Here is a 25,821-nt window from a genome sequence, read left to right as displayed (position 1 = left end):
GGAGCAGGTCAGGACCCGTGCCGCCGTTACGTGCCGGGCTTGCGGCCGTAGACGTGGACGGCGTTCCCGTTGGCCAGCAGGCTCCAGTACGCCTTGGCGTCGGCGGGCCGCATGTTCACGCAGCCGCCCGAGCCGGGCGGGTTCCACATGCTCTTCGTCGTGGAGTGGAAGGCGATGCCGCCGTCGAAGAACTGCGAGTACGGCATCGCGACGTTGTAGATCGTCGACCAGTGGTTGATGCTGCGGTAGTAGATCTTCTTCAGGCCGGTCCGGGTCTCGGTGCCGTCCTTGCCGGTGCGGACCGGCACCGGGCCGTACCGCAGCGTGGCGCCGTCCTGGATCCAGCTGAGCTGCCGCGTCAGGTCGACGCAGGCGATCCGCCCCCGGTTCACCGGGCAGGCGCCCGCCTGGTTCGGGGTGCTGCCCGCGGCCCGCTGCGCCAGCATCGTGCTCATCGTCTGCCAGGTCAGCGGCCCGGCGTACCCCACGGTCGGAGTGATCCCGTGGGCCGCCTGGAACGCCCTGACCGCGGCGCAGTCCGCCGCCGACTGCCGGCCGTCCACCGGGCGGCCGAGGAACTGCTCCACCTGCCGCTGGTACGGCCCGGTGGTGAGGTTGCAGGCGGCGGCCTGAGCCGTGCCGCCCCCCGCCACCACCACCGGTACGGCCAGCGCCGCCGCCACCCCGCACACCACCGCGGCCCGCCGCCTCGCGTACGCGCGCCTCGCCCCCATCAGTTCCTCCCCTTGGTCGCACGGTCGTCCTGCCGGTTCAATGCCCGGAAAACGCGCGGGAGTTACCTGTCGGGGAGCGTAGATTCCATCAGCGTGCGACCGTCGCCGCCGTCAGCGCGCGACCGCGACCGCGGCCGCCGTCAGCGTCCGGCGCTCGGCGCGGGCCGCGTGGGACCCGTACAGCGTGATCGACACGACGCCCAGCACGGCCAGCAGGGCGATGCCCACCGTCGCCGCCCACCCGGCCCAGTGGTAGGCGAGCGCGCCCAGCGTGCCACCGGCGCTGGAGCCCAGGTAGTACGCCGACTGGTAGAGCGCGGAGGCTTGTGCCCGGCCCGTCTTCGCCGTACGGCTCACGGCGGCGGACGCCACCGCGTGGCCCGCGAAGAACCCGGCCGTGATCAGCACCAGCCCGGCGAGGATCAGGGCCAGGGAGCCGGCCAGCGAGAACAGCAGCCCGAGCGCGGTCGTGGTCACCGCCAGGTACAGCGCGCCCCGCCGCCCCGTACGGGCCACCAGCTGTCCGGCGGCCGCCGAGGAGACCGTACCGACCAGGTAGATCAGGAAGATCGACCCGATCACGCCCTGGCCCAGCGAGAACGGCTCGTCCACGAGCCGGTAGCCGATCACGGTGTACACGGCGCCGAAGACGGTCATGAACAGCGCGCCGATCCCGTACAGCCGCAGCAGCAGCGGATCGCGCAGGTGCCCGGAGACCGTACGGCCCACCGCGCGCGGGTTCAGCGACGCCGGCCGGAAGAACCGGGCCCGCGGCAGCAGCACCAGGAAGGCCGCCGCGCAGGCCAGCGACAGCAGGCCCACGGCCAGCAGGCCCACCCGCCAGCCGCCCAGCTGCGCGCCCCAGCCCGTGACGAGGCGGCCGCTCATGCCGCCGATGGAGTTGCCCGCGACGAACAGGCCGATCGCGCCGACGAGGGCCTTCGGCTTCACCTCTTCCGCGAGGTAGGCCATCGCGGAGGCCGGGATCCCGGCGATGGCCGCGCCCTGGACGGCGCGCAGGACGACCAGCCACTCCAGGTTCGGCGCGAACGGCACCAGCAGGCCCACGGCCACGGCCACCACCATCGACCAGGTCATCATCCGGGTGCGCCCGAACCGCTCGGACAGCGCGCTCAGCGGCAGGACGAACAGCGCGAGCGCGCCGGTGGCCGCGGACACCGTCCAGCTGGCCTGACCCGCCGTCACGCCGAAGCCCGCGGAGAGGGCGGGCAGCAGCGCCTGGGTGGAGTAGAGGAGGGCGAAGGTGGCGAGGCCGGCGGCGAACAGCGCGAGGCTCATGCGGCGGTAGCCGGGGCGGCCGGGCTCGCGGCCCTCGGGGGCGGCGGCGGGCGGCGCGGGCTGCGGCGCGGGCGCGGATGCGGGCGCCGGCTCCGGCGCGGGTTCGGCGAACGACGGGGTGGAGGCACCCGGGATGACGGGTGCCCCGGTATGAGCGGGAGGCATGCGTCGAAGGTAGGCCCGTGTTTTTCATGCGTCCAATGCACGGATTCGCGATAATCGTTCCACTCGCGCATCAGTACAGCTCAGAGGGGCGCATGTCGATGAACCGTTACGAAGAAGACATGGCGGTGACACGTCTGCTGGCCCCGCGCCTCGCGTACTTCGCGGCCGTGGCCCGGCACGAGCACGTCACCCGCGCCGCGCACGAGCTCGGCGTCCCCCAGTCGACCCTGTCGCGGGCCATGGTCCGGCTCGAACAGGACCTCGGCGTCACGCTGTTCGCACGCAAGGGCCGCACCGTCGCCCTCACCACCGCCGGCCACACCTTCCTCGCCTCCGCCGAGCGGGCCCTCGACGGGATCGCCCGCGCCGCCGAGTCCGTCCAGCAGGACGCCGACCCCACCGCCGGCAAGGTGGCCTTCGGATTCCTGCACACCCTGGGCTCCGAGACCGTGCCCGGTCTGATCCGCGCCTTCCGCGCCGACCACCCCCGCATCCGCTTCTCCCTCGTCCAGAACTACGGCGAGGCCATGCTGGAGCGGCTGCGCGCCGGCGAGCTCGACCTCTGCCTGACCTCGCCCCTCCCCGTCGCCCCGGACCTCGTCGCCCGCCGCCTGGACGAGCAGCGGCTGCGCCTGGTCGTCCCCGACGACCACCGCCTCGCCGGGCGCAAGCGCATCCGCCTCGCCGAGGCCGCCGAGGAAACCTTCGTCACCCTGGAGCCCGGCTACGGCCTGCGCCGCATCACCGACGACCTGTGCGCCGAGGCCGGATTCACCCCCCGGGTCGCCTTCGAGGGGGAGGAGGCCGAGACCCTGCGCGGCCTGGTCGCCGCCGGACTCGGCGTGGCCCTGCTGCCGCCCCCGGCCGTGGCCCGCCCTGGGGTCGTCGAGCTGACGGTCACCGCCCCGCGCGCGGTCCGCGAGATCGGCGTCGCCTGGCTCGACGGCCATCCCGACACCCCGCCGGTGGCCGAGTTCAAACGCTTCCTGCTCTCCCGCCGCGGCCGCCTGATCCCGGAGCTGGAGACCCCCTAAGCGCGGTCCGGCGCCCCCTCCGCCTCCGGTGCCCCCTCCGGGACCGGCCCCGGGTGCGCGGACAGCAGGAACCCCGCCTGGAAGCGGGACTTGGCCCCCACCGCCCGCATGATCTCCGCGATGTGGCGCTGGCACGTCCGCTCGGACATGCCGAGCCGGCGCGCGATCACCTTGTCCTCCAGCCCCTGCGACAGCAGCCGTACGATCGTCTGCCGCAGCTCGTCCGAGATCGACCGGGCCGCGTCCGGGCTCACCGTCACCGGGAACGGCCGGGCCCCCAGCCAGGACCGCTCGAACGCCGCCGTCATGAAGTGCACGACGCTCGGCTCCCGCACCACCAGCGCCGCCCCGCTGCGGTCCGGCACCGCCATCAGGCCCGTGTGCGCGTCGAAGACCAGCATCCGCATCAGCCCGTCGCCGAGCGTCCGCACCTGCGCGCCCAGCGCCGTCACCCGTTCCACGTACGCCGCCGTGGGCCGCGAGTAGCGCGCCGTGTGCTGGTAGATCGTCCGCATCCGGACCCCGCGCGCCAGCAGCGACTCGTCCCGCCCGATCGACTCCTCCAGCGTCTCCAGCGGCCGCCCGCCGCCCGGCTGCGAGGTCAGCAGCTCCCGCTCGCAAGAGGCGACCAGTTCCGCGATCAGCCCCCGGACGGCCCCCAGATCGGTGACCAGCTCCAGGCTCCCCGATCCGCTCGGGTCCCGGTGGGCGGTCCCCGCCTCGTACGCCGGGACCAGGGTCTCCAGCCACCCCCGCAGCCGGTCCATCTCGTCGTGCGTCTCCCGTACGAGCAGGGCCAGCGGGGCCAGCGCCCGGGCGGCCGCCGCCCGGGGCGCGACCGCGCTCCACCGGTCGGGCGCGCCGCCGGGCGCCCGCTGGAGCAGGTGCGCCGCGGCCAGCTCGGTGATCGCGGCTGCCGCGCGCACGCCGAGGGCCCCGGTGGCCTCGGCCGCGCCGAAGGCGTGCCGCTCGACGGCGTACGCGTAGAGGCGCCGGGCCGCGGGGCTCAGCTCCTCGGACTCTCCGGCTTGGTCGGCTGGCATATGCGTATTCGTCCCGGGCTGTGTCCGTTTATAAACCCCTCGTGTTCCCGCAAGGCGGCAAGACGACGCGTGCCCGGCCGGTTCCGGCATATGCCGAAGCGGCACAGTGGTCACACGGCGTGAGGGGGGAGCGCGGCATGCGGCAGCGGACACCCATCGAGGGGCGGGAGCCCGTCGCCGTCCTGCTGAGCCCTCGACCCGCCGTGGTGGCGGCCGCACGTCGCGCGGGCGCGCGCACCGTGGTGGTCGCGCCGGTTCCATCGGTGCCATCCGACCGTGAGGGGGCGGAGCGGCGGGTACGGGCGGACTGGCGCGACCACCGCCGCCTCGTCGGCGCCGTCGGTCCGATCGAGGAGGTCCGCGACGGCCGCGCCGCCGTCTTCGGCTTCGACGCCGCCTCGGCCCTGGCCGCCGCCCGCGCCAACGAGGAGCTGGGCCTGCCCGGCACCCCCACCGCCGCCGTCACCGCCCTCATGGACAAGGCCGCCCTGCGCGTCCGCTCCAACACCCTGCACCCGGGCCGGCCCGTCTCCTTCGCCCGCTGCGGCCGCGCCGCGACCCTCCCCTTCGTCACCACCCTCATCGGCTACCCGTGCGTGGTGAAACCCCGGGCGGGCTCCGACGGCGAGGGCGTCCGCCTGGTCCGCGACGCGGCCGAGGCGTCGGCCGCCGCCCTCGCCTACCCGGAGGTCACCGACCTCCTCGTCGAGGAGTACCTCGAAGGGCCCGAACTCGCCGTCGAGGCGCTCTCCCGGGCGGGCCGCCACCGGGTCCTGGGCTGGGCCCGCCGCTCAGCCGGCCCCGGCCTGACCGCCACCGGCCACGAACTGCCCGTCGCCCTGGACCCCGGCACCGCCGATGCCGTACGGGCCCTCGTGCGCGGCGTCCTCGACCTCGCGGGCCACGGCGACGGCCCCTCCCACACCGAGGTCGTCCTCACCCGGCACGGCCCCCGCCTGATCGAGACCCATGCCCGCCCCGGCGCCGAGGAGTTCGCCCGGCTGCTCCGGCTCGCCCACGGCACCGACGTCCTCGGCCTCGCGCTCGCCTCCGGACTGGGCCTGCCCGACCCGGTGCGCAGCCCCCGCGCCGCCTGCGCCGGGCTGCGGTACGTGGACTTCCCGCCCGGCCGCCGCCTCGACGGGGTGCGCCCGGGGATCGCCGCGGCCCGCGCCGTGCCGGGGGTGGTGCGGGTCCAGCTGGAGGTCCCGCCGGGCGCCACCGTCCGCCGCGCCCCGACGGGGGCCCGGCACCACGCGTACGTCCTGGCCACCGCCGCGACCCCGGGCTCCCTGGCGCGGGCCCTCGACCGGGCCACGGGCCTGCTGGGCCAGGCGGCGGCCCGCCGGATCCCTCAGCCGGAGGGCGGCCTGGCGTAGTCGCCGTAGCCGGTCCAGTCCAGGAGGACGCAGGGCTCGTCGCCCAGGACCCAGGCGTCGTGCCCGGGAGCCGCCTGGATGAAGTCGCCCGGCCCGGCCTCGATGGCGTCCCCGGAGTCCATGACGATCCGGATGCGGCCGCTGACCACGTATCCCGTGTGCGCGGACTCGCAGCTCTCGGTGCCGGCCAGCGGCTTGATGTGATCCGACCACTTCCAGCCCTGCTCGAACACCGCGCGGCCGACCTGTCCGCCATCCGTCTCCAGCAGGTCCAGCCGGCCCTTGCCGGCCAGGAAGGGCCGCGTCTCGTCGGCCGCGTCGAAGTTCCTGCACACCAGATCGGCCATGATGATCGCCTCCGGGGAGAAGTCCCCGAGTCCTCGATCCCACTGTACGCCGGGCCGTTCGGCCCGCCCCGGCCCTCACGCCGCGTACGGGACGAGCGCGTACGGAACGAGTGCGGACGGGACGAGGAGGCCGGGGTTGGCCGGGCCGCGCCGGTGCGTCACCGCCGCGGCGGCCTGCCGAAGCCCGAGGCGAGCGGCATGCGCAGGCCCAGCGGCGGGGGCGCCGCCAGGGCGTCCGTCACCGGGCGCGAGTACCGCCCCGAGAACACCGACCCGAGGACGAAGTCCACGGCCAGCGCCACGACTTCGGCCTGGTGCTCGCGCAGCCCGTGCCCGTCCGAGTGCACCTCGAACCGGCACGTCGACCGGTTCGCCTTCTTCGCCCGCGCCGCCAGCAGGAACGAGGCTTCCGGGTCGCTGCGCGCGTCGTCCGTGCCGTGCACGATCAGCACCCGGCGCCCCGCCAGGTGTTTCACCGGCTCGGGGGATTCCGCTGAGGCCCGCGCCTCCGGCAGGCAGGGGGCCATCGCCAGCACCGAGCCGACGGCCTCGTGCCCCGCCGCCCGCAGCGCGGCCAGGCCGCCCGCGCCGAAGCCGGCCAGACACACGGGCACGTCGCCGTAGCGCCGCACCACCTCGTCCGCCGCCCACCGTGCCTGATCCTCGCGGGGGGCGTCCCCGCCGTGCAGGACGGCGTGCGCGGCCAGTCCCTCCGTACCGCCCGCCCGGGCCAGCGCCCGCGCGAGCGGACGCAGGGGGCCGGGGGAGAATCTGGATGCTCCGGGAAGCAGGAGCACCACACCGTTGACCGTCGTGACCGAACCGTTCGCGCCGGCCGCCCGCCCCAAGCGGGCCCCGCGCGCCGGCGGCGCATGCTGTGCCATGGCGGAACAGTCTCAGACCCCGAGGTGTACGCCATCCGTCCGCGCGGTCTCTGTTACATATCGACCCACGTCGCCGGGGCACGCTCTACGCGCGTAGGAGCTAGAGTGCCCAGATGACGAGCGAGACCCTCAACCTGCCGACCCCGGACCAGATCCGCCGCTCCCCGAAGGTGCTCCTGCACGATCACCTCGACGGTGGGCTGCGCCCCGGGACCATCATCGAGCTGGCCCGCGAGGCCGGCTACGAGAACCTCCCCGAGACCGACGCCGACAAGCTCGGCGTCTGGTTCCGGGAAGCCGCCGACTCCGGTTCCCTGCCGCGCTACCTCGAGACGTTCGCGCACACCTGCGCGGTCATGCAGACGAAGGAGGCCCTCTTTCGGGTCGCCGCCGAGTGCGCCGAGGACCTGGCCGAGGACGGCGTCGTGTACGCCGAGATCCGGTACGCGCCCGAGCAGCACCTGGAAGCCGGCCTGACCCTCGAAGAGGTCGTCGAGGCCGTGAACGACGGCTTCCGCGAGGGCGAGCGCCGCGCGAAGGCCAACGGCCACCGCATCCGCGTCGGCGCCCTGCTGACCGCCATGCGCCACGCGGCCCGCGCCCTGGAGATCGCCGAGCTGGCGAACCGCTACCGCGACAACGGCGTGGTCGGCTTCGACATCGCCGGCGCCGAGGCCGGGTTCCCCCCCACCCGCCACCTCGACGCCTTCGAGTACCTCAAGCGCGAGAACAACCACTTCACCATCCACGCGGGCGAGGCGTTCGGCCTGCCGTCGATCTGGCAGGCCCTGCAGTGGTGCGGCGCCGACCGCCTCGGCCACGGCGTGAAGATCATCGACGACATCGAGGTCGCCGCCGACGGCACGGTGAAGCTGGGCCGCCTGGCCTCGTACGTACGGGACAAGCGCATCCCCCTGGAGATGTGCCCGACCTCGAACCTGCAGACGGCCGCGGCCGCCTCGTACGCCGAGCACCCGATCGGCCTGCTGCGGAAGCTGCACTTCAGGCTGACCGTCAACACCGACAACCGGCTGATGAGCGGCACCAGCATGAGCCGCGAGTTCGAGCACCTGGTCGACACCTTCGGCTACTCGCTGGACGACATGCAGTGGTTCACCGTCAATGCGATGAAGTCGGCGTTCATTCCTTTCGATGAACGACTGGCCATGATCAACGAGGTCATCAAGCCCGGATACGCGGAACTGAAGTCGGAGTGGCTGTTCCGGCAGACCGCTTCCACCAGCGGTTCCGTCTCGGCCTAGGCCAGGGCATGACGTACTGAAAGCGCCCGGGAGGAGCAATTCCCGGGCGCTTTCTCGTATTTAAGGATGTTTGCGGGCGGGGGTTTGAAGTGACTAGTTTGCGGAGCCGCTCAATTCCCCGTCGCAAGGACGATCTTTCATGAAGAAGTCAGCTGCCAAGACCCTCGGTGTCGCCGCTCTCGGCGCCGCCTTCGCCGTCGTCGCCGCCGGCACCGCCTCCGCCGCCGTCCCCGCGGTCGGCCTCACCGACGCACTGACCAGCGCCACCGGCGCGCTCCAGGGAGCCACCAGCCAGCAGAACGTGGGCGGCCAGCAGGGCGAGTCGTCGGACCCCGCCGCCCCGATCACCGGCCTCCTCGGCGGCCTGGCCCCGGCCACCGGCGCCCTGAACGGCCTCGGCGGCTGACGCTGCCGCGACCCGAACGCGCGCGCGGTGGGCGCACGCCTCTTCGACGAGGTGTGTGCCCCGCCGTGCCGTGTGCCACGATCACCACCAACTGCCCGCCGAAGCAATCGGTATGAGGTCTTTGGTCATGCGAATGAAGGCACGAGCGACCCTGGTCGCGCTGGTCCCCGCCCTGCTCCTCGCGGCGGTCGGATGCAGCAGTACGGACACCCCCGCCAAGGGCGAGGCCCCGGACCCCAAGGGATCCTCCGCCTCCGGTGCGCCCGGCGCCCCCGGCGCCCCGGCCCCGACCGCGGCCGCCCCCGCCGGAAGCGGCGCGCCCAAGACCGGCGGCACGAAGGCGGAGCGGTCCGCGCTGGAACAGGGCGACCTGCCCGGCTACCAGATCTCCGCCCAGGGCAAGAACCCGAACGCCCCCGACGGCCAGCCGCAGGCCGACCGCAAGGCGTGCCAGCCGCTGGCGGACATCATGGGCGACAAGCCGGACCCGGCCGCCGTCGAGACGGTCAACCGCGGCGTCGGCTCCCAGAAGCAGATCGGCCTCGCCGTCTCCGCCTCCGTCAGCTCGTACGCGCAGGACGACGCCAAGGCCCTGATCGCCCGGCTCAAGAGCGCCGTGGCGGCCTGCGCCACGGGCTTCTCCGCGACCGTCGAGAAGCAGACCGGCAGTTACCGCGACGTGCGGGCCGCCGCGTACACGACGTCCGGCGACGAGAGCGTCAGCTGGACCACGACCGCGGCCGCCCAGGGCGTCTCGGCGCAGGTCCACCTGGTCGTCGTGCGCGAGGGCGACACCGTCGTGCGGCTGATGGCCCTCAACGTGGCGGCCGCCGAGCAGAAGGCGCTGGTGCCGCAGGAAGTGGCGGACAAGCAGCTGGAGAAGGTCCGGCTGGCCGGCTGATCCGCCGGGAGGTCTACCAGGCGGTGGAGGCGCTCTTGTCGTTCGGCAGGAGCAGCCAGAGCGCCAGGTAGACCAGGAACTGCGGGCCGGGCAGCAGGCACGAGACGACGAAGATGACGCGCATCGTGTTCGCCGACGTTCCGAAGCGGCGCGCCAGCGCGGCGCAGACGCCGCCGATCCATCGTCCGTCACGGGGGCGGGCCAAGGCGCTCATGGTGTGTCTCCTTCGTCGGGATCGCTCTTGCGCGATGCCTCAATACTCCCGCTGAACTGCCGAGACGACCTCGGTCCAGGGGCCGAGGCCGACCCTGGTAATTCTCGGGGTCGCCCCCTGATAAACGGCTCGCGCACGCCGCATCCGGGCCCGCAGCGCCGGTACCACGGCCGCGTGGGCGAGGAGTACGCCCACCGTGTTCAGCAGCACCGAGTCCACGTCGACGACCCGTCCCGGGACGGCGGTCTGGAGCAGCTCGATGCACACCGAGACCAGCGCGCCCGCGGCGGCGGTCCGGGCCAGCGAGGACCACGCGGACAGCCGTGAGGGCGCGAGCCGTCCGCTGACCAGGGGCAGCAGCACCCCCAGCGGGGCCAGCAGCGCGAGCCCCTCGCCGATCCGGCGGGCGGCCTCCAGGGGGCCGAGGGCGAGGTCCGTCCTGATCCCCTCCAGCGGGGTCAGATTGGCCGCCGCGGCCCAGGGCACGTCCAGGGGCCGCAGGGTGAGCCAGGCGACGACCAGGAGATGAGCGGCCAGCAGGACCCCGGCCGCGAGTCGGAACCGGGGATGGATGGCGGTGGCGGCGTTCCCGCCGGCCTCATGACGCTGCACACCTGCGAGGACGCGCCACCGGTAGCGCCGGTTCCGCACCGGCGGGGGTGTGGCGGGGACCACGCCGGGCGGAGCGTCAGCCGGCGACGAGGAGGACGGCCAGGAGCACCGCTCCGGCCACGGCGGGGACGATGACCTCGTATGACCACTGCACGCGCACGCCGCCCTGGGCGCCCGCCCGCGAGGCGCCGCGCTCGGCCAGCTCGCGCAGCTCGTCCACCACCCGGTCCGCCGCGGCCCGCTGCGGTGCGGCGGGAGCGGCGGCGCCGGAGGCGCCGTTCTGCGCCGGGGCGGCCGTGCCGCGGCCGGTGAGTCCGCCGCGGCGGCTGTGCTGGCGCCGGGTCGCCTTCTTGCGCTCCCGCAGCGAGACGGGCACCGACCAGAGCTGGTACGTGGACCCCTCGGCCAGCACTTCGGCCGAGTATCCGGCGCGCACCGTGTCCACGGCCGCCCAGGGCAGCTCGATGACCCGGAAGGGGTTGCGCACGCGCATCCGGTCGTCGTTGGCGAAGACGGCCGGGCGGACGGTGAACGCCACGATCAGCGGGACCGCGCACAGCGCCAGGGCCAGCGCGATCCACGGGGTGTTCCCCGAGCCCCGCACCGCCGCGTCCCCGCACAGCCAGGCGGTCAGCCCGAGCAGCAGCACCCCGGTGACGACGGCCATGGAGGAGCGGTAGACCCGGTCGTCGTAGACGGGCTCGTCGGTCGGCTGCGGCTGGCTGCTCATGCGGTCGATTCTGCCCCACGCCGTGCCGGCGGACGAGATCGGCGCCGCTCCCGCCCCCGGCCGGCGGGCGCGCGGGAGCGGAGGTGTCGATTCCGCACCGGAATCGGGGGAGGGGGGTGACAGGCCGCTACGCGCGTAGATATGCTCATGTGGTGACCATGCCCACCACCCTCACCGCATTCGCTGACGTGACGACGTCCGACAGTGCGCTGCGCCGCTTCCTGCACGGGCTGCCCGGCGTCGACGCTGTCGGCCTGGAGGCCCGCGCGGCCGCCCTCGGCACCCGTTCGATCAAGACGACGGCCAAGGCGTACGCCATCGACCTGGCCATCTCGATGATCGACCTGACGACCCTGGAAGGCGCGGACACCCCGGGCAAGGTCCGGGCGCTCTCCGCCAAGGCCGTCATCCCCGATCCGACCGACCGTACCGCCCCGACGACGGCCGCCGTCTGCGTGTACCCCGACATGGTGGCCACCGCCAAGGCGGCGCTGAACGGCGCCGACGTCAAGGTGGCCTCCGTCGCCACGGCGTTCCCCGCCGGCCGGGCCGCCCTGCCGGTCAAGCTCGCGGACACCGCGGACGCCGTGGCCGCCGGCGCCGACGAGATCGACATGGTCATCGACCGTGGCGCCTTCCTCGCCGGCCGCTACCTGGACACGTACGAGCTGATCAGAGCCGTCAAGGAGGCATGCGTCCGCCCCGACGGCACCGCGGCCCGCCTCAAGGTCATCTTCGAGACCGGCGAGCTGTCGACGTACGACAACATCCGCCGGGCCTCCTGGATCGGCATGATGGCCGGCGCCGACTTCATCAAGACGTCGACCGGAAAGGTCGGGGTGAACGCCACCCCCGCCAACACCCTGCTGATGCTCGAAGCCGTCCGCGACTTCCGCGCGCAGACCGGCATCCAGATCGGTGTGAAGCCGGCCGGCGGCATCCGCACCACCAAGGACGCGATCAAGTTCCTGGTCCTGGTCAACGAGACCGTGGGCGAGGACTGGCTGAGCAACCACTGGTTCCGCTTCGGCGCCTCCAGCCTGCTCAACGACCTGTTGATGCAGCGCCAGAAGCTGAGCACCGGGCGTTACTCCGGTCCCGACTACGTGACGGTGGACTGATCACCATGGCATCCCTCTTCGAGTACGCACCGGCCCCCGAGTCCCGCTCGGTCGTCGACATCGCCCCCTCCTACGGGCTCTTCATCGACGGCGAGTTCACCGAGGCCGCCGACGGCAAGGTCTTCAAGACCGTCTCCCCGTCGTCCGAGGAAGTCCTCGCCGAGGTCGCCCGGGCGGGCGCCGCCGACGTGGACCGCGCCGTCAAGGCCGCCCGCAGGGCCTTCGAGAAGTGGTCCGCGCTGCCGGGCTCCGAGCGCGCCAAGTACCTCTTCCGCATCGCCCGGATCATCCAGGAGCGCAGCCGCGAACTGGCCGTCCTGGAGACCCTGGACAACGGCAAGCCGATCAAGGAGACCCGCGACGCGGACCTCCCGCTGGTCGCCGCGCACTTCTTCTACTACGCGGGCTGGGCCGACAAGCTCGACCACGCGGGCTACGGCGCGAACCCCCGCCCGCTCGGCGTGGCCGGCCAGATCATCCCCTGGAACTTCCCGCTCCTGATGCTCGCGTGGAAGATCGCCCCGGCGCTCGCCACCGGCAACACGGTCGTCCTCAAGCCCGCCGAGACCACTCCCCTGTCGGCGCTGTTCTTCGCGGACATCTGCCGCCAGGCGGGTCTGCCCAAGGGTGTCGTCAACATCCTGACCGGCCACGGCGACGCGGGCGCGGCCCTCGTCGAGCACCCGGACGTCAACAAGGTCGCCTTCACCGGCTCCACGGCCGTCGGCAAGCGCATCGCCCGCACGATCGCCGGCACCGACAAGAAGGTCACCCTGGAGCTGGGCGGCAAGGGCGCCAACATCGTCTTCGACGACGCCCCCATCGACCAGGCCGTCGAGGGCATCGTCACCGGCATCTTCTTCAACCAGGGCCAGGTCTGCTGCGCGGGCTCGCGCCTGCTGGTCCAGGAGTCGATCCACGACGAGCTGCTCGACTCCCTCAAGCGCCGCCTCTCCTCGCTGCGCCTGGGCGACCCGCTCGACAAGAACACCGACATCGGCGCGATCAACTCCGCCGAGCAGCTCGCCCGCATCACGGCGCTCGCCGAGACCGGCGAGGCCGAGGGCGCCGAGCGCTGGTCCCCGGAGTGCGAGCTGCCCTCCGCCGGCTACTGGTTCGCCCCGACGCTCTTCACGAACGTCACCCAGGCGCACACCGTCGCCCGCGACGAGATCTTCGGCCCGGTGCTGTCCGTGCTGACCTTCCGCACGCCCGACGAGGCGGTCGCGAAGGCCAACAACAGCCAATACGGCCTTTCCGCCGGCATCTGGACGGAGAAGGGCTCGCGCATCCTGGCGGTCGCGAACAAGCTCCGCGCGGGCGTCGTCTGGGCCAACACGTTCAACAAGTTCGACCCGACCTCGCCGTTCGGCGGCTACAAGGAGTCGGGCTTCGGGCGCGAAGGCGGCCGTCACGGCCTGGAGGGGTACCTCGATGTCTGAGTCGTCGTCGACGCGTCTGAGTGTCTTCAAGACCTACAAGCTGTACGTCGGGGGCAAGTTCCCCCGCTCCGAGAGCGGCCGGGTGTACGAAGTGACGGACTCGAAGGGCAAGTGGCTGGCCAACGCCCCGCTGTCCTCCCGCAAGGACGCCCGTGACGCGGTCGTCGCCGCCCGCAAGGCCTTCGGCGGCTGGTCGGGCGCCACCGCGTACAACCGCGGCCAGATCCTCTACCGCGTCGCCGAGATGCTGGAGGGCCGCCGCGAGCAGTTCGTCCGCGAGGTCGGCGAGGCCGAGGGGCTGTCCAAGTCCAAGGCGGCCGCCGTCGTGGACGCGGCCATCGACCGCTGGGTCTGGTACGCGGGCTGGACCGACAAGATCGGCCAGCTCGTCGGCGGCGCCAACCCCGTCGCGGGCCCGTTCCTCAACCTCTCCACCGCGGAGCCGACCGGTGTGGTCACGGTCGTGGCCCCGCAGGACTCCTCGTTCCTGGGCCTGGTCTCCGTGATCGCCCCGGTGATCGCGACGGGCAACACGGCCGTCGTCATCGCCAGCGAGAAGTCCCCGCTCCCCGCCCTCTCCCTGGGCGAGGTGCTGGCCACCTCCGACCTGCCGGGCGGCGTGGTGAACATCCTGTCCGGCAAGGCCGCCGAGATGGGCCCGCACCTGGCCTCCCACCAGGACGTCAACGCGATCGACCTGGCCGGTGCCGGCGCCGAGCTCGCCAAGGAGCTGGAGATCGCCGCGGCCGACAACCTCAAGCGCGTCCTGCGTCCACAGCCTGTGGACGACTGGAGCGCCGACCCGGGCACCGCGCGCATGACGCCGTTCCTGGAGACCAAGACCGTCTGGCACCCCACGGGTTCGCTGGGCGCGGGCGGCTCCTCGTACTAGCGGGCGTCCCCGGGCCGTCCCCGTACGGGAGGGCCCCGCACGAGCCGGCCCCGGCAGCGTCCCCCGCGCTGCCGGGGCCTTCCCGTGCCCGCGGACCGCTACGTCCTCGGGAGCGCCGGTCCGAGCAGCGAGGTCACGGCCGCGGTCGGCAGCTCCCCGACCGACGGTCCCTGGGTCAGGATCCCGGTGACCATGCCGGTGCCGACGGACGGGAAGTCCGCGACCTTCGTGGCCACGCCGTTGTCGAGCGGGTCCACGCCGGTGTGCGCGAGCGGGTTCACCTTGAGGTTCGAGATCGGGTCGGCGACCCCGGCCAGCGCCGCCGGTACGGACAGCTCACCGGCCTGGGCGCCGCCGGCGGCCATGGCCAGCGCCGCGCCTGCCATGGAGACGGTCAGGCCCGCGGCGCGGAACCGGTTCGGGGTGGAGGAGGCTGCGTGACGTGCCATGGGAATCCCGCCTGAGGTCGTAGTCGCGTGCGCACGCAGCGTAGTTGAGGTGTGATCCTCGATACCAACCGGCCACCGGGAGGGTCCCCTGCCCGGGGGAATGGTTCAGACTGGTGTCCCGTGAGCTCCTCCTCTCCTTCGCCGACCCGAGTCGTCCTGCTGACCGGTCCGTCGGGCTCCGGTAAATCCTCCCTCGCCGCCCGCTCGGGGCTGCCCGTGCTGCGCCTCGACGACTTCTACAAGGAGGGCGACGACCCCACCCTCCCCCTGGTCGCCGGCAGCTCCGACATCGACTGGGACTCCCCGGGCTCCTGGGACGCGGCCGCGGCGGTCGCCGCCATCGCCGAGCTCTGCGCGACGGGCCGCACCGAGATCCCGGTCTACGACATCGCGACCAGCTCCCGCACGGGCACCGAGACCCTGGACATCGCCCGCTCCCCGCGGACCCCGCTGTTCATCGCGGAGGGCATCTTCGCCGCCGACATCGCGACCCGCTGCCAGGAACTGGGCCTGCTGGCGGACGCCCTGTGCCTGCGGGGGCGCCCCTCGACGACGTTCCGGCGGCGCCTCGCCCGCGACCTGCGGGAGGGCCGCAAGTCGGTGCCGTTCCTGCTGCGCCGGGGCTGGCGGCTGATGCGGGCCGAGCGGGGCATCGTGGCCCGGCACACCGCCCTGGGCGCGCACGCCTGCGCCCGGGACGAGGCCCTGGGCCGGCTGGCCGCCGCGGCGGCGGGCCGCCACCGCACGCCGGCCGCAACGGTGTAGGAGCGCGGAACGCCCGCCCGCACGGGCTCCGGGCATGCGAAAGGGCGGGGCATGCGAAAGGGCGGGGCATGCGAAAGGGCGGGAACAAGCGGACCCCCGGCCGCTCGTTCCCGCCCCTTCCCCCCGTTCCCCGTCCCACCCCCGCGGGACGGGCCCCCGGCCCGATGGTCTGTACGGCGGCGCGTTACGCCACCAGCTCCTCGAAGGACTCCGCCTCGTCGTTGCCGAAGCTCAGCGCCTCGTCGTCCCGCAGCCGCCGCAGCGACCGCCAGATGCTCGACTTCACGGTGCCGACGCTGATGCCCAGGATCTCGGCGATCTCCGGGTCGGTGCGGCCCTCGTAGTAGCGCAGCACCAGCATCGTGCGCTGCGGCTCGGGGATCCGGGCCAGCGCCTGCCACAGCACCGCGCGCAGCTCCGTGCCGCGCATCGCGTCCGTGTCCGACGCCGTCTCCGGCAGTTCCTCCGTCGGGTACTCGTTGAGCTTGCGCCGGCGCCAGGCGCTGATGTGCAGGTTCGTCATCGTGCGGCGCAGGTACCCGCCGACGGCGGCCTTGTCGCTGATGCGGTCCCAGGCCCGGTACGTGGAGAACAGCGCGCTCTGCAGCAGGTCCTCGGCCTCGTGCCGGTCACCGGTGAGGTGGAAGGCCGTCGCGTAGAGGGCGGACCGGCGCTCCTGGACGTACGCCGTGAACTCGGCCTCCGCGGCGGCGGACGGCCGCGCCGCCGGCGCCGGGACGGCGGTGGGCGGCTGGTACGTGTTCGCGTCGATGGCCACCACGTGCGACTGCCGGGGGCGGGCGACCGCGACCGTACGGACACCCGCCCGGCGGTTCACATCGTGCAGCCGCGTGACAATCGCGCTGGTGTTGATGCTGTGCAGCGTGTTCATCTCGCGCCCCCCGTCGTGGAGTCTGCTCCGGTCCGTGCTTCGTTCGATGACTGAAGCCTGCCGGGCCGACTTAACCGGGGTGTCCGTCGACTGTCACAGCCCTGTCACAGCGGCCCTGTCGAGATCACCCGCTCCCGACGGTCGAACTCCCGACGGCCGATGGGACAGAATGAGCCCGTGCCTTTCCTGTTGCTGATCGAGGACGACGACGCCATCCGCACGGCCCTCGAACTCTCCCTGTCACGCCAGGGCCACCGAGTGGCCACCGCGGCGACGGGAGAGGACGGCCTGAAACTGCTGCGCGAGCAGCGGCCCGATCTCATCGTGCTGGACGTGATGCTGCCCGGGATCGACGGCTTCGAGGTGTGCCGCCGCATCCGCCGCACCGACCAGCTGCCGATCATCCTGCTCACCGCGCGCAGCGATGACATCGACGTGGTCGTCGGACTGGAGTCCGGGGCCGACGACTACGTGGTCAAGCCCGTCCAGGGCCGGGTCCTCGACGCGCGCATCCGGGCCGTGCTGCGCCGCGGCGAGCGCGAGTCCACCGACTCGGCGAGCTTCGGCTCACTGGTCATCGACCGCGCCGCCATGACCGTCACGAAGAACGGCGAGGACCTCCAGCTCACGCCGACCGAACTGCGGCTGCTCCTCGAACTCAGCCGCCGCCCCGGCCAGGCCCTGTCCCGCCAGCAGTTGCTGCGCCTCGTCTGGGAGCACGACTACCTCGGCGACTCGCGGCTCGTCGACGCCTGCGTGCAGCGGCTGCGCGCCAAGGTCGAGGACGTGCCGTCCTCGCCCACCCTGATCCGTACCGTCCGCGGCGTCGGGTACCGCCTGGACTCGCCGCAGTGATCCGGGCGCTGCTCGCGGGCCGGCGCTGGACCAGCCTGCGGCTGCGGCTCCTCGTGGTCTTCGCGCTGGTCGCGCTCACCGCCGCGGTCTCCGCCTCCGGGATCGCGTACTGGCTCAACCGTGAGGCGGTCCTGACCCGTACGCAGGACGCCGCCCTCGGCGACTTCCGGCAGGAGATGCAGAACCGGGCCGCCGCGCTTCCCGCGGACCCGACCGCCGAGGAGATGCAGCGGACCGCCGAGCTGATGGCGGGCAGCAGCCCCGGATACAGCGTGCTCCTGGTGAACGAGGGCGAGGACGGCCGCGAGGTGTTCGGCGCGGCGGGGCCCGACTCCTTCGGGCTGGACGACGTACCGAGGTCGCTGCGGCACGCGGTCGACGACCGGCAGAAGACGACGTCGGCGAACGACTCCGAGTACCACGTGTACTGGCAGCGGACGAAGCCGCGGGGCAATCCGTACCTGGTCGGCGGGACGCGGATCGTGGGCGGCGGGCCGACCGGCTACATGTACAAGTCCCTCGCGCAGGAGCGCGACGACCTGAACGCGCTGGGCTGGTCGCTGACGATCGCCACCGGACTGGCGCTGCTCTGCTCGGCGCTGCTCGCGCAGGCCGCGGCGCGGACCGTGCTCAAGCCCGTGCAGCGCCTCGGCGACGCGGCGCGGCGGCTGGGCGAGGGCGAGCTGGACCACCGGCTGGCCGTGTCGGGCACGGACGAACTCGCGGACCTGTCGCACACCTTCAACAAGACGGCGGAGGCGCTGGAGAAGAAGGTCGCCGACATGAGCGCGCGCGAGGAGTCCAGCCGGCGCTTCGTCGCGGACATGTCGCACGAGCTGCGCACGCCGCTGACGGCGCTGACCGCGGTGGCGGAGGTGCTGGAGGAGGAGGTCGACCACCTCGATCCGATGATCGCGCCGGCGGTGGCGCTGGTCGTGAGCGAGACGCGGCGCCTCAACGACCTGGTGGAGAACCTGATGGAGGTCACCCGCTTCGACGCGGGGACGGCCCGGCTGGTGCTCGACGACGTGAACGTCGCCGACCAGGTCACCGCCTGCATCGACGCGCGGGCCTGGCTCGACGCGGTCGAACTCGACGCCGAGCGGGGCATCGTGGCGCGGCTCGACCCGCGCCGCCTCGACGTGATCCTCGCCAACCTGATCGGCAACGCGCTCAAGCACGGCGGCTCGCCGGTGCGGGTGTCGCTGGCGGTGGAGGGGGAGTGGCTGGTGATCGCGGTGCGCGACAACGGGCCGGGCATTCCCGAGGAGGTGCTGCCGCACGTCTTCGACCGGTTCTACAAGGCGAGCGCGTCGCGGCCGAAGTCGGACGGCAGCGGGCTCGGCCTGTCGATCGCCATGGAGAACGCGCACATCCACGGCGGCGACATCACCGCGGCCAACGGGGCGGGGGGCGGTGCGCTGTTCACGCTGCGGCTGCCCGTGGACGTGGGGAAGGTGACCGAGGATGACGAGGAGTAGGAGGGCGGCGGCGCGGGCGCCGCTGGGTCTGAGGGGTGTGGCGGGACTGAAGGGGCTGGCGGGCCTGGTGGTCCTGGCGGGCCTGGTGTCCGGGTGCGGCATCCGGGCGACGACCGTGCCGGTGGACGTGGGGCCGGCGCCGTCGCGGGTGTCGTGCGACACCCCGGACCAGCCGTCCGGGCAGGGCGGGGTGCAGGGCTTCCGGGCCTCGGTGGAACTGGTCTGCGGGTCTCAGCTGGTGGGGGTGGAGCGGATCGTCCCGGTGCCCGAGAAGCGGGTCGTACGGGATCCCGTGGCACTGGCCGCGCAGGCGCTGCTGGAGGCGCTGGAGAAGTCGCCCTCGGCCCAGGAACGGGACGCGGGCTTCAGCACCGGGGTGCCCTCGGGGCTGACGGCGGGCGCGCCGAGGCCGGGCGATCCGGCGGGCGCGGTGCGCCTGAGCCGCAAGCCGGAGGACCTGCCGCCGGTGGCGCTGTCGCAGATCGTCTGCACGCTGGCGGGCAACGAGGCGGTCTCGGCGGGCCCGGGGCCGGTGGTCCTGGGCGGTCCGGACGCGGACCCGCCGCGGGCGTGGGAGTGCACGGACGCGGTGCGCTCGCGACCGGAGTCGGTGCCGACGCTGGGCGAACTCGTACGCCCGTCACCCACCCCGTCCTGACCCGCCCGCGGGCCGGGGCGGACGGTGCGCCCGCCCGTACGAGCCCGGGCGCGCCCCCGCGACGGGGCGGGCCCGGGGGCTGGGGTACGCGCGACGACGGCCCCCGGAGCCTGGGGCTGCCGGGGGCCGTCGGATGTCGGGCGCGTCGAGAAGGTCAGATTCCTGCCGCCGCCGACAGGTCCTTCTTGACCGCGTCCAGGATCTCCTGGCCACGGGTGCGGGCCGCGGCGAGGCCGGAGGCGTCGGCGACCGGGACCACCACCTCCAGGTAGCACTTCAGCTTCGGCTCGGTGCCGGACGGGCGGACGATCACCCGGGCCTTGTAGTCGCCGTCCAGGTGGTAGCGCAGGCCGTCCGTGGGCGGCAGCGCCGCCGAACCGACGGACAGGTCCTCCGCCGAGACGACCCGCAGACCGGCGAGGGACACCGGGGGCTCCGCCCGCAGCGCGGCCATCGCCGAGGCGATCACCGACAGGTCCGAGACGCGGACCGACAGCTGGTCGGTGGCGTGCAAGCCGTGGGCCAGCGCCAGGTCGTCCAGCAGGTCCGTCAGGGTGCGGCCCTGCTCCTTCAGCTCCGAGGCCAGCTCCGCCACCAGCAGGGCGGCGGTGACGCCGTCCTTGTCGCGGACGCCCTCGGGGTCCACGCAGTAGCCGAGCGCCTCCTCGTAGCCGTAGCGCAGGCCCTCGACGCGGGCGATCCACTTGAAGCCCGTCAGGGTCTCCTCGTAGCCGACCCCCGCCGCCTCCGCGATCCGGCCCAGCAGGCTGGACGAGACGATCGACTCGGCGAAGACGCCCCGCGCGCCCTTGCGCACCAGGTGCGCCGCCAGCAGCGCGCCGACCTCGTCGCCGCGCAGCATCCGCCAGCCGGTGGCCGACGCGGCGTCCGAGACGGCCACCGCGCAGCGGTCGGCGTCCGGGTCGTTGGCGATCACGATGTCGGGGTTCACCCGGGCGGCCGTCGCGAAGGACAGGTCCATCGCACCCGGCTCCTCCGGGTTGGGGAACGCCACGGTCGGGAAGGCCGGGTCGGGCTCGGCCTGCTCGGCGACCAGGACCGGCTCCGGGAACCCGGCGCGGGCGAAGGCCGCCAGGACGACGTCCTTGCCGACGCCGTGCATGGCCGTGTAGACGGTCCGTACGCCGCGGGCGGACCCGGGGGTCAGCACGGCGTCCGTACGGGCCAGGTAGGCACCCAGGACCTCGTCGCCGAGGTCCTGCCAGCCGGACTCCGGGCGGGGGACCGAGGCGAGGGTGTCCACGCGGGCGATCTCCGCCGCGATCTCCACGTCCGCCGGGGACACGATCTGCGAGCCGTCGCCCAGGTAGACCTTGTAGCCGTTGTCCCGGGGCGGGTTGTGGCTCGCGGTCACCTCGACGCCGGCGACGGCGCCCAGGTGCCGTATGGCGTACGCCAGGACGGGCGTCGGCAGCGGGCGGGGCAGGACGGCCGCGCGCAGCCCGGCGCCGGTCATGACCGCCGCGGTGTCGCGGGCGAAGTCCGCCGACTTGTGGCGCGCGTCGTAGCCCACGACGACCAGGCCGCCGGCGTGGCCCTGGGCCTTCAGGTAGGCGGCGAGGCCCGCCGCCGCCCGGATGACCACGGCGCGGTTCATCCGCATCGGGCCCGCTCCCAGCTCGCCGCGCAGTCCGGCGGTGCCGAACTGGAGCGTGCCGGCGAAGCGGTCCGCGAGATCGGCCGTGTCGCCCGCGTCGAGGAGCGCGGCGAGCTCCGCCGCCGTCTCGGGGTCCGGGTCCTCCGCCAGCCAGGCCCGCGCCCGGGTGATCAGGTCGTCCTGTTCCTGCACTGCTTCCGCCTTACCTCTCGTACCTCTGGGACCCCTGCGGCCCTCTGCGGCCCCTGCGGCCTCTCGCGCGGTCGCTCAGATGCGCGCGAGGACCTGGGTCAGCAGCGTGCCCATGCGCGAGGCCGAGTCGCGGCCGGCCTGGAGCACCTCTTCGTGGTTGAGCGGCTCGCCCGACAGGCCCGCCGCCAGGTTGGTGACCAGGGAGATGCCCAGTACCTCGGCGCCGGCCTCGCGGGCGGCGATGGCCTCCAGCACGGTGGACATGCCGACGAGGTCGGCGCCCATCACGCGGATCATGTTGATCTCGGCCGGGGTCTCGTAGTGCGGGCCGGGGAACTGCACGTAGACGCCCTCTTCGAGGGTCTCGTCGATCTCCTTGCACATCGCGCGCAGGCGCGGCGAGTAGAGGTCGGTGAGGTCCACGAAGTTCGCGCCGACGATCGGCGAGGTGGCCGTGAGGTTCAGGTGGTCGCTGATCAGGACCGGCTGGCCGGGCTTCATGCCCTCGCGCAGACCGCCGCAGCCGTTGGTCAGCACGATGGTCTTGCAGCCGGCGGCGACCGCGGTGCGCACGCCGTGGGCGACGGCGGCGACGCCGCGGCCCTCGTAGTAGTGGGTCCGGCCGAGGAAGAGCAGCGCGCGCTTGTCGCCGATCTTGTACGAGCGGATCTTGCCGCCGTGGCCCTCGACGGCGGGGGGCGGGAAGCCGGGCAGCTCGGTGACCGGGAACTCGGCCTCGGGCGCGCCGAGCGCCTCTGCGGCGGGGGCCCAGCCGGAGCCCATCACGAGGGCGACATCGTGGGTCTCGGCGCCGGTCAGCTCGCGCAGACGGGCGGCTGCGGCGTCGGCGGCGGCGAAGGGGTCGGTAACAGATGCGTTCACGCGGACGAGCGTAACCGCTCAATCCCTACGCGCGTAGATGGCGCAGCTCACGGTGTTCGGATCGTTGCCTTGTCGTTTCCGCCGAATCGTCCCGGTCGCGCGGTGCGGGGGCCGGTACGGGGCGGGCGCCGGGCCGCGGGGCCGGGCCGCGGGGCTCAGCAGGGGCGCTTGCGCAGTTCCATCACGTAATCGTGCGGGGCGCCCGCGGACTCGGCGGCGTCGGCCAGCTCGCCCAGGTAGCGGGCGGAGGGCAGACCGCCCTCGTAACCGTTCAGGACGTACACCCAGGCCGCCTCCTCGCCGTCGAGGGTGTGCACCCGTACGCGCATCCGGCGGTAGATGTCGAGCCCGACGCCCTCCCAGCGGTCCATCGACTCCTCGTCGAGCGGCGCGATGTCGTAGAGGGCGACGAAGATCTGGTGGCGCGGGGCTTCCACGATCGTCGCGAGTGCGCCCTCCCAGCCCATCTGCTCGCCGCCGAACGTCAGCCGCCAGTCGTTGATCCAGCCCGTGCCGCGCAGCGGCGAATGGGGGGCGCGGCGCGTCATCAGCCGCGGGTCGAGGTTGCCGGCGTACGCGGCGTAGAGCGACATGGGGTCGAGGGTACGGGAGGGGCGGCGGTGGCCGCGTTCCCGGATGGAGGGACCGGGCGCGAAGCACCTTGATGCGTGCGGGACAATGGGGCACGGAATGCATCCCCCGGGGAGACCCCCCGGAACACCGGCCGGGGCGGCAGCCGACCGGGTAGACGTGAGGCGGACTTTTCGTGACCCGGATCGTGATCATCGGCGGCGGACCCGGCGGGTATGAGGCAGCCCTGGTGGGGGCCCAGCTCGGCGCGGAGGTGACCGTCGTCGACTGCGACGGTCTGGGCGGGGCGTCGGTCCTGACCGACTGCGTTCCCTCGAAGACGCTCATCGCGACGGCCGAGGTCATGACGACCTTCGACTCGTCGTACGAGGAGCTCGGCATCGTCGTCGCGGACGACACCCCGCACATCGAGCAGGCCGCGCGCGTCGTCGGCGTCGACCTCGGCAAGGTGAACCGGCGCGTCAAGCGCCTCGCGCTCGCCCAGTCGCACGACATCACCGCCTCCGTCACCCGCGCGGGCGCCCGCGTGCTGCGCGGCCGCGGCAAGCTCGGCGGCCCGCAGGGCATCGACGGCACCCGGGACGTCATCGTCACGGCCGCGGACGGCTCGGAGACGATCCTCACCGCCGACGCCGTTCTGATCGCGACCGGCGGACACCCCCGCGAGATCCCGGACGCGATGCCCGACGGCGAGCGCATCCTGAACTGGACCCAGGTCTACGACCTGGAGGAGCTCCCCGAGGAACTGATCGTGGTCGGCTCCGGCGTGACCGGCGCCGAGTTCGCCGGCGCGTACCAGGCCCTCGGCTCCCGGGTGACGCTCGTCTCCTCCCGCGACCGGGTGCTGCCGGGCGAGGACCCGGACGCCGCCGCCGTACTGGAGGACGTCTTCCGGCGCCGCGGCATGAACGTCGTCGGGCGCTCGCGCGCGGAGTCCGCGAAGCGGGTCGGCGACCGGGTCGAGGTCACCCTCTCCGACGGCCGGGTGCTGACCGGCACGCACTGCCTGATGGCGGTCGGCGCGATCCCGAACACCCGGAACATGAACCTGGAGGAGTCGGGCGTCCGCCTCAAGGACTCCGGGCACATCTGGACCGACAAGGTGTCCCGCACCTCGTCCCCCGGCGTGTACGCGGCCGGTGACGTCACCGGCGTCTTCGCCCTCGCCTCGGTCGCCGCCATGCAGGGCCGCATCGCGATGTACCACTTCCTCGGCGACGCGGTCGCCCCGCTGGACCTGAAGACGGTCTCCTCGAACGTGTTCACCGACCCCGAGATCGCCACCGTGGGCTACACCCAGGCGGACGTGGACTCCGGGAAGATCGACGCGCGGGTGGTGAAGCTGCCGCTGCTGCGCAACCCGCGCGCGAAGATGCAGGGCATCCGGGACGGCTTCGTGAAGATGTTCTGCCGCCCGGGCACGGGCATCGTGGTCGGCGGCGTGGTCGTCTCCCCGCGGGCGAGCGAGCTCATCCACCCGATCTCGATCGCGGTCGACAACAACCTGACGGTCGAGCAGATCGCAAACGCGTTCACCGTGTACCCCTCGCTGTCCGGTTCGATCGCCGAGGTGGCCCGCCAGCTCCACACCCGCAAGGCCGAAGGCAAGGCCTGATCCGCCCCAACCGCCCCAAGCCGTCATGGTGTTGGGGCGGTGGGTCGCCGTGTGGCCGTCCGTTCACCCAAGGCTCGGGCCGCGTATACCACTAGTCGCCCTGCCATACGGACAACTTCGGTATTCCGGCGCAAGGAGCTGAAAGCAGACGGTCGTTGGGGTTACTGTCAGTTTCGTGTTCGCTGCAGAACGTCGCCAATTGATCCTCGAAATGGTGCGGGCCAACGGAGCGGTATCGCTCCGGGAGCTCGCCCGCGTCGTCCAGACCTCCGAAGTGACCGTACGGCGGGACGTGCGGGCGCTGGAGGCAGAAGGACTCCTCGACCGCCGGCACGGCGGTGCGGTCTTGCCGGGTGGTTTCACGCGGGAGTCCGGCTTTCCGCAAAAGTCCCATCTCGCGACGGCGGAGAAGACCGCCATCGCCGATGTCGCGGCCTCCCTCGTGGAAGAGGGCGAGGCCATCGTCGTCGGCGCGGGCACCACGACCCAGGAGCTGGCCCGCCGGCTCGCCCGGGTGCCCGGTCTCACCGTGGTGACCAACTCCCTCCTGGTCGCCCAGGCCCTGGCCCATGCCAACCGGGTGGAGGTCGTCATGACCGGCGGCACCCTGCGCGGGTCCAACTACGCGCTGGTCGGCAGCGGTGCCGAGCAGTCCCTCCAGGGGCTGCGCGTCTCCCGGGCCTTCCTGAGCGGGAGCGGCCTGACCGCCGAACGCGGGCTGTCCACGTCCAACATGCTCAGCGCGAGCGTGGACCGGGCCCTCGTCCAGGCGGCGGCGGAGGTGGTCGTCCTGGCCGATCACACCAAACTCGGCACGGACACCATGTTCCAGACGGTGCCGACCGACGTCATGACCCGCCTCGTCACGGACGAGCCGCCGCCGCACGACGACCGCGCGGCGACCGAGCTCCAGGCCCTCGCCGACCAGGGCGTACAGATCACGGTGGCGGGATCGGCCCACCCGGGTACCGCCGGTGACCCGATGCAGGGCCGTCGGCCCCGCCGCGACTCCCCCCTCCCCGTCCAGCGCCGGGGCGCCCCGCCGTCGCAACTGCGCAGCGCGTCGGCCCTCCCGGACCCGGGCGACCGGGAGCGCGAACGCGCGAGGGTGGCGGACATGCGGCGGCGGTGACCCCGCCGGGGGCGGCACGGCGGTGACGGCTCGGTCGCGTCCCGCGGCGGCTCTCCGTACATGACATCGGCCCCCAGGACCCGAACGGGTCCTGGGGGCCGATGGCGTCTGACCTCTGACGTCTGGCGTCTGGCGAGGTCAGTCCTTGATTTCGCAGATGGTGGCGCCGGAGGTGAGGGAGGCGCCGACTTCGGCGGTGAGGCCGGTGATGGTGCCGGAGCGGTGT

Annotated in this window: 27 protein-coding genes; 14 read left to right on the top strand and 13 right to left on the bottom strand. The window is 73.3% G+C overall.

The window, feature by feature from the left end; translation table 11 throughout:
• Positions 1 to 26: 26 nt before the first annotated feature.
• A complete protein-coding gene (locus ABT106_RS04635; RefSeq protein WP_351272243.1) occupies positions 27 to 734 on the bottom strand; it encodes a L,D-transpeptidase family protein in 708 nt (235 codons plus the stop codon).
• A 111-nt stretch (positions 735 to 845) separates the two neighbouring features.
• Positions 846 to 2,198, bottom strand: coding sequence for an MFS transporter (locus ABT106_RS04630; protein ID WP_351272240.1), 1,353 nt, complete (start codon positions 2,196 to 2,198; stop codon positions 846 to 848).
• Positions 2,199 to 2,296: 98 nt separating this feature from the next.
• Here ABT106_RS04630 and ABT106_RS04625 point away from each other — a divergent pair, with 98 nt between their 5' ends.
• The gene (locus ABT106_RS04625; protein ID WP_351272237.1) at positions 2,297 to 3,232 is read left to right on the top strand and encodes a LysR family transcriptional regulator; all 936 of its coding nucleotides are present in this window, start codon (positions 2,297 to 2,299) and stop codon (positions 3,230 to 3,232) included.
• Here the strand turns inward: ABT106_RS04625 and ABT106_RS04620 are convergent.
• Positions 3,229 to 4,275: a helix-turn-helix transcriptional regulator gene (locus ABT106_RS04620; protein ID WP_351272234.1), complete on the bottom strand. Its 1,047-nt coding sequence runs from the start codon at positions 4,273 to 4,275 to the stop codon at positions 3,229 to 3,231. The genes ABT106_RS04625 and ABT106_RS04620 overlap by 4 nt on opposite strands.
• A gap of 137 nt (positions 4,276 to 4,412) precedes the next feature.
• Here ABT106_RS04620 and ABT106_RS04615 point away from each other — a divergent pair, with 137 nt between their 5' ends.
• Complete coding sequence (locus ABT106_RS04615) at positions 4,413 to 5,654, top strand: ATP-grasp domain-containing protein (RefSeq protein ID WP_351272231.1); 1,242 nt, start codon at positions 4,413 to 4,415, stop codon at positions 5,652 to 5,654.
• Here ABT106_RS04615 and ABT106_RS04610 read toward each other — a convergent pair.
• Positions 5,630 to 6,001: a cupin domain-containing protein gene (locus ABT106_RS04610; protein ID WP_351272228.1), complete on the bottom strand. Its 372-nt coding sequence runs from the start codon at positions 5,999 to 6,001 to the stop codon at positions 5,630 to 5,632. The two genes, ABT106_RS04615 and ABT106_RS04610, sit on opposite strands and share 25 nt — an antisense overlap.
• A 158-nt stretch (positions 6,002 to 6,159) precedes the next feature.
• Positions 6,160 to 6,885, bottom strand: a complete 726-nt coding sequence (locus ABT106_RS04605) for an alpha/beta hydrolase (protein ID WP_351272225.1) — start codon at positions 6,883 to 6,885, stop codon at positions 6,160 to 6,162.
• A gap of 113 nt (positions 6,886 to 6,998) precedes the next feature.
• Between ABT106_RS04605 and ABT106_RS04600 the strand changes: the two genes are divergently transcribed.
• The 3 genes from ABT106_RS04600 to ABT106_RS04590 all read left to right on the top strand — a co-directional run bounded on the left by ABT106_RS04600 (position 6,999) and on the right by ABT106_RS04590 (position 9,454).
• Positions 6,999 to 8,147, top strand: a complete 1,149-nt coding sequence (locus tag ABT106_RS04600) for an adenosine deaminase (protein ID WP_351272222.1) — start codon at positions 6,999 to 7,001, stop codon at positions 8,145 to 8,147.
• A gap of 139 nt (positions 8,148 to 8,286) precedes the next feature.
• On the top strand, positions 8,287 to 8,553 hold the full coding sequence (locus ABT106_RS04595; protein WP_267723247.1) for a hypothetical protein: 267 nt from the start codon (positions 8,287 to 8,289) through the stop codon (positions 8,551 to 8,553).
• A gap of 133 nt (positions 8,554 to 8,686) precedes the next feature.
• Positions 8,687 to 9,454 (top strand): hypothetical protein, encoded by a 768-nt coding sequence (locus ABT106_RS04590; protein ID WP_351272219.1) that lies wholly within the window; start codon positions 8,687 to 8,689, stop codon positions 9,452 to 9,454.
• A 13-nt stretch (positions 9,455 to 9,467) separates the two neighbouring features.
• On the opposite strand, the gene ABT106_RS04585 is transcribed toward ABT106_RS04590, so the two are convergent.
• The 3 genes from ABT106_RS04585 to ABT106_RS04575 all read right to left on the bottom strand — a co-directional run bounded on the left by ABT106_RS04585 (position 9,468) and on the right by ABT106_RS04575 (position 11,010).
• Positions 9,468 to 9,668, bottom strand: a complete 201-nt coding sequence (locus ABT106_RS04585; protein ID WP_351272216.1) for a PspC domain-containing protein — start codon at positions 9,666 to 9,668, stop codon at positions 9,468 to 9,470.
• A gap of 39 nt (positions 9,669 to 9,707) precedes the next feature.
• Positions 9,708 to 10,280 carry a VanZ family protein gene (locus ABT106_RS04580; protein ID WP_351272213.1) on the bottom strand — a complete coding sequence of 191 codons (573 nt, stop codon included), beginning with the start codon at positions 10,278 to 10,280 and terminating at the stop codon, positions 9,708 to 9,710.
• Positions 10,281 to 10,356: 76 nt separating this feature from the next.
• A complete protein-coding gene (locus ABT106_RS04575; RefSeq protein WP_351272211.1) occupies positions 10,357 to 11,010 on the bottom strand; it encodes a PH domain-containing protein in 654 nt (217 codons plus the stop codon).
• Positions 11,011 to 11,168: 158 nt separating this feature from the next.
• Here ABT106_RS04575 and deoC point away from each other — a divergent pair, with 158 nt between their 5' ends.
• The 3 genes from deoC to ABT106_RS04560 are packed head-to-tail and all read left to right on the top strand — an operon-like array spanning position 11,169 to position 14,465.
• Positions 11,169 to 12,131, top strand: a complete 963-nt coding sequence (gene deoC, locus ABT106_RS04570) for a deoxyribose-phosphate aldolase (RefSeq protein ID WP_267723278.1) — start codon at positions 11,169 to 11,171, stop codon at positions 12,129 to 12,131.
• A 5-nt stretch (positions 12,132 to 12,136) separates the two neighbouring features.
• Positions 12,137 to 13,573, top strand: a complete 1,437-nt coding sequence (locus tag ABT106_RS04565; protein WP_351272208.1) for an aldehyde dehydrogenase family protein — start codon at positions 12,137 to 12,139, stop codon at positions 13,571 to 13,573.
• Positions 13,566 to 14,465: an aldehyde dehydrogenase family protein gene (locus ABT106_RS04560; RefSeq protein ID WP_351272206.1), complete on the top strand. Its 900-nt coding sequence runs from the start codon at positions 13,566 to 13,568 to the stop codon at positions 14,463 to 14,465. The genes ABT106_RS04565 and ABT106_RS04560 overlap by 8 nt, the downstream gene beginning before the upstream one ends.
• A gap of 98 nt (positions 14,466 to 14,563) precedes the next feature.
• Here the strand turns inward: ABT106_RS04560 and ABT106_RS04555 are convergent, their stop codons facing one another.
• Positions 14,564 to 14,914, bottom strand: a complete 351-nt coding sequence (locus ABT106_RS04555) for a hypothetical protein (RefSeq protein WP_351272203.1) — start codon at positions 14,912 to 14,914, stop codon at positions 14,564 to 14,566.
• Between the two features lie 54 nt (positions 14,915 to 14,968).
• Between ABT106_RS04555 and ABT106_RS04550 the strand changes: the two genes are divergently transcribed.
• A complete protein-coding gene (locus ABT106_RS04550) occupies positions 14,969 to 15,679 on the top strand; it encodes a uridine kinase family protein (protein WP_351272375.1) in 711 nt (236 codons plus the stop codon).
• A gap of 184 nt (positions 15,680 to 15,863) precedes the next feature.
• Here ABT106_RS04550 and ABT106_RS04545 read toward each other — a convergent pair whose 3' ends face one another.
• Positions 15,864 to 16,571 (bottom strand): SigE family RNA polymerase sigma factor, encoded by a 708-nt coding sequence (locus tag ABT106_RS04545; protein WP_351272200.1) that lies wholly within the window; start codon positions 16,569 to 16,571, stop codon positions 15,864 to 15,866.
• A gap of 177 nt (positions 16,572 to 16,748) precedes the next feature.
• On the opposite strand from ABT106_RS04545, the gene afsQ1 reads away from it, so the two are divergent.
• From afsQ1 to ABT106_RS04530, 3 genes are read left to right on the top strand one after another with little or no spacing between them, the layout of a single operon-like run.
• Positions 16,749 to 17,426 (top strand): two-component system response regulator AfsQ1, encoded by a 678-nt coding sequence (gene afsQ1, locus ABT106_RS04540; RefSeq protein ID WP_267723259.1) that lies wholly within the window; start codon positions 16,749 to 16,751, stop codon positions 17,424 to 17,426.
• Positions 17,423 to 18,907: an ATP-binding protein gene (locus ABT106_RS04535; RefSeq protein WP_351272198.1), complete on the top strand. Its 1,485-nt coding sequence runs from the start codon at positions 17,423 to 17,425 to the stop codon at positions 18,905 to 18,907. The genes afsQ1 and ABT106_RS04535 overlap by 4 nt, the downstream gene beginning before the upstream one ends.
• Positions 18,894 to 19,565 carry a hypothetical protein gene (locus tag ABT106_RS04530; protein WP_351272196.1) on the top strand — a complete coding sequence of 224 codons (672 nt, stop codon included), beginning with the start codon at positions 18,894 to 18,896 and terminating at the stop codon, positions 19,563 to 19,565. The genes ABT106_RS04535 and ABT106_RS04530 overlap by 14 nt, the downstream gene beginning before the upstream one ends.
• Before the next feature lie 154 nt (positions 19,566 to 19,719).
• Here the strand turns inward: ABT106_RS04530 and ABT106_RS04525 are convergent, their stop codons facing one another.
• The 3 genes from ABT106_RS04525 to ABT106_RS04515 all read right to left on the bottom strand — a co-directional run bounded on the left by ABT106_RS04525 (position 19,720) and on the right by ABT106_RS04515 (position 22,850).
• Positions 19,720 to 21,375 carry a phospho-sugar mutase gene (locus ABT106_RS04525; RefSeq protein ID WP_351272193.1) on the bottom strand — a complete coding sequence of 552 codons (1,656 nt, stop codon included), beginning with the start codon at positions 21,373 to 21,375 and terminating at the stop codon, positions 19,720 to 19,722.
• A gap of 75 nt (positions 21,376 to 21,450) precedes the next feature.
• Complete coding sequence (locus ABT106_RS04520) at positions 21,451 to 22,257, bottom strand: purine-nucleoside phosphorylase (protein ID WP_351272190.1); 807 nt, start codon at positions 22,255 to 22,257, stop codon at positions 21,451 to 21,453.
• Positions 22,258 to 22,412: 155 nt separating this feature from the next.
• Positions 22,413 to 22,850: a gamma-glutamylcyclotransferase family protein gene (locus tag ABT106_RS04515; RefSeq protein ID WP_267841370.1), complete on the bottom strand. Its 438-nt coding sequence runs from the start codon at positions 22,848 to 22,850 to the stop codon at positions 22,413 to 22,415.
• A 173-nt stretch (positions 22,851 to 23,023) separates the two neighbouring features.
• On the opposite strand from ABT106_RS04515, the gene ABT106_RS04510 reads away from it, so the two are divergent.
• Positions 23,024 to 24,463 carry an NAD(P)H-quinone dehydrogenase gene (locus ABT106_RS04510; protein WP_351272187.1) on the top strand — a complete coding sequence of 480 codons (1,440 nt, stop codon included), beginning with the start codon at positions 23,024 to 23,026 and terminating at the stop codon, positions 24,461 to 24,463.
• A 175-nt stretch (positions 24,464 to 24,638) separates the two neighbouring features.
• The gene (locus tag ABT106_RS04505; protein WP_351272184.1) at positions 24,639 to 25,595 is read left to right on the top strand and encodes a DeoR/GlpR family DNA-binding transcription regulator; all 957 of its coding nucleotides are present in this window, start codon (positions 24,639 to 24,641) and stop codon (positions 25,593 to 25,595) included.
• Positions 25,596 to 25,821: the final 226 nt, after the last annotated feature.

The sequence above is a fragment of the Streptomyces sp. NPDC002044 genome, from assembly GCF_040296725.1.
GTDB classification, from domain to species: domain Bacteria; phylum Actinomycetota; class Actinomycetes; order Streptomycetales; family Streptomycetaceae; genus Streptomyces; species Streptomyces antarcticus.
The sequence above is the reverse complement of the archived record's forward strand: the minus strand, read 5'-3'. Positions and strand labels throughout refer to the sequence as shown.

What these genes read in the sequence shown, in the direction of transcription:
- ABT106_RS04635 (WP_351272243.1), bottom strand. Translation starts at nt 734, where the DNA reads ATGGGGGCGAGGCGCGCGTACGCGAGGCGGCGGGCCGCGGTGGTGTGC.
- ABT106_RS04630 (WP_351272240.1), bottom strand. Translation starts at nt 2,198, where the DNA reads ATGCCTCCCGCTCATACCGGGGCACCCGTCATCCCGGGTGCCTCCACC.
- ABT106_RS04625 (WP_351272237.1), top strand. Translation starts at nt 2,297, where the DNA reads ATGAACCGTTACGAAGAAGACATGGCGGTGACACGTCTGCTGGCCCCG.
- ABT106_RS04620 (WP_351272234.1), bottom strand. Translation starts at nt 4,275, where the DNA reads ATGCCAGCCGACCAAGCCGGAGAGTCCGAGGAGCTGAGCCCCGCGGCC.
- ABT106_RS04615 (WP_351272231.1), top strand. Translation starts at nt 4,413, where the DNA reads ATGCGGCAGCGGACACCCATCGAGGGGCGGGAGCCCGTCGCCGTCCTG.
- ABT106_RS04610 (WP_351272228.1), bottom strand. Translation starts at nt 6,001, where the DNA reads ATGGCCGATCTGGTGTGCAGGAACTTCGACGCGGCCGACGAGACGCGG.
- ABT106_RS04605 (WP_351272225.1), bottom strand. Translation starts at nt 6,885, where the DNA reads ATGGCACAGCATGCGCCGCCGGCGCGCGGGGCCCGCTTGGGGCGGGCG.
- ABT106_RS04600 (WP_351272222.1), top strand. Translation starts at nt 6,999, where the DNA reads ATGACGAGCGAGACCCTCAACCTGCCGACCCCGGACCAGATCCGCCGC.
- ABT106_RS04595 (WP_267723247.1), top strand. Translation starts at nt 8,287, where the DNA reads ATGAAGAAGTCAGCTGCCAAGACCCTCGGTGTCGCCGCTCTCGGCGCC.
- ABT106_RS04590 (WP_351272219.1), top strand. Translation starts at nt 8,687, where the DNA reads ATGAAGGCACGAGCGACCCTGGTCGCGCTGGTCCCCGCCCTGCTCCTC.
- ABT106_RS04585 (WP_351272216.1), bottom strand. Translation starts at nt 9,668, where the DNA reads ATGAGCGCCTTGGCCCGCCCCCGTGACGGACGATGGATCGGCGGCGTC.
- ABT106_RS04575 (WP_351272211.1), bottom strand. Translation starts at nt 11,010, where the DNA reads ATGAGCAGCCAGCCGCAGCCGACCGACGAGCCCGTCTACGACGACCGG.
- deoC (WP_267723278.1), top strand. Translation starts at nt 11,169, where the DNA reads ATGCCCACCACCCTCACCGCATTCGCTGACGTGACGACGTCCGACAGT.
- ABT106_RS04565 (WP_351272208.1), top strand. Translation starts at nt 12,137, where the DNA reads ATGGCATCCCTCTTCGAGTACGCACCGGCCCCCGAGTCCCGCTCGGTC.
- ABT106_RS04560 (WP_351272206.1), top strand. Translation starts at nt 13,566, where the DNA reads ATGTCTGAGTCGTCGTCGACGCGTCTGAGTGTCTTCAAGACCTACAAG.
- ABT106_RS04555 (WP_351272203.1), bottom strand. Translation starts at nt 14,914, where the DNA reads ATGGCACGTCACGCAGCCTCCTCCACCCCGAACCGGTTCCGCGCCGCG.
- ABT106_RS04545 (WP_351272200.1), bottom strand. Translation starts at nt 16,571, where the DNA reads ATGAACACGCTGCACAGCATCAACACCAGCGCGATTGTCACGCGGCTG.
- ABT106_RS04530 (WP_351272196.1), top strand. Translation starts at nt 18,894, where the DNA reads ATGACGAGGAGTAGGAGGGCGGCGGCGCGGGCGCCGCTGGGTCTGAGG.
- ABT106_RS04515 (WP_267841370.1), bottom strand. Translation starts at nt 22,850, where the DNA reads ATGTCGCTCTACGCCGCGTACGCCGGCAACCTCGACCCGCGGCTGATG.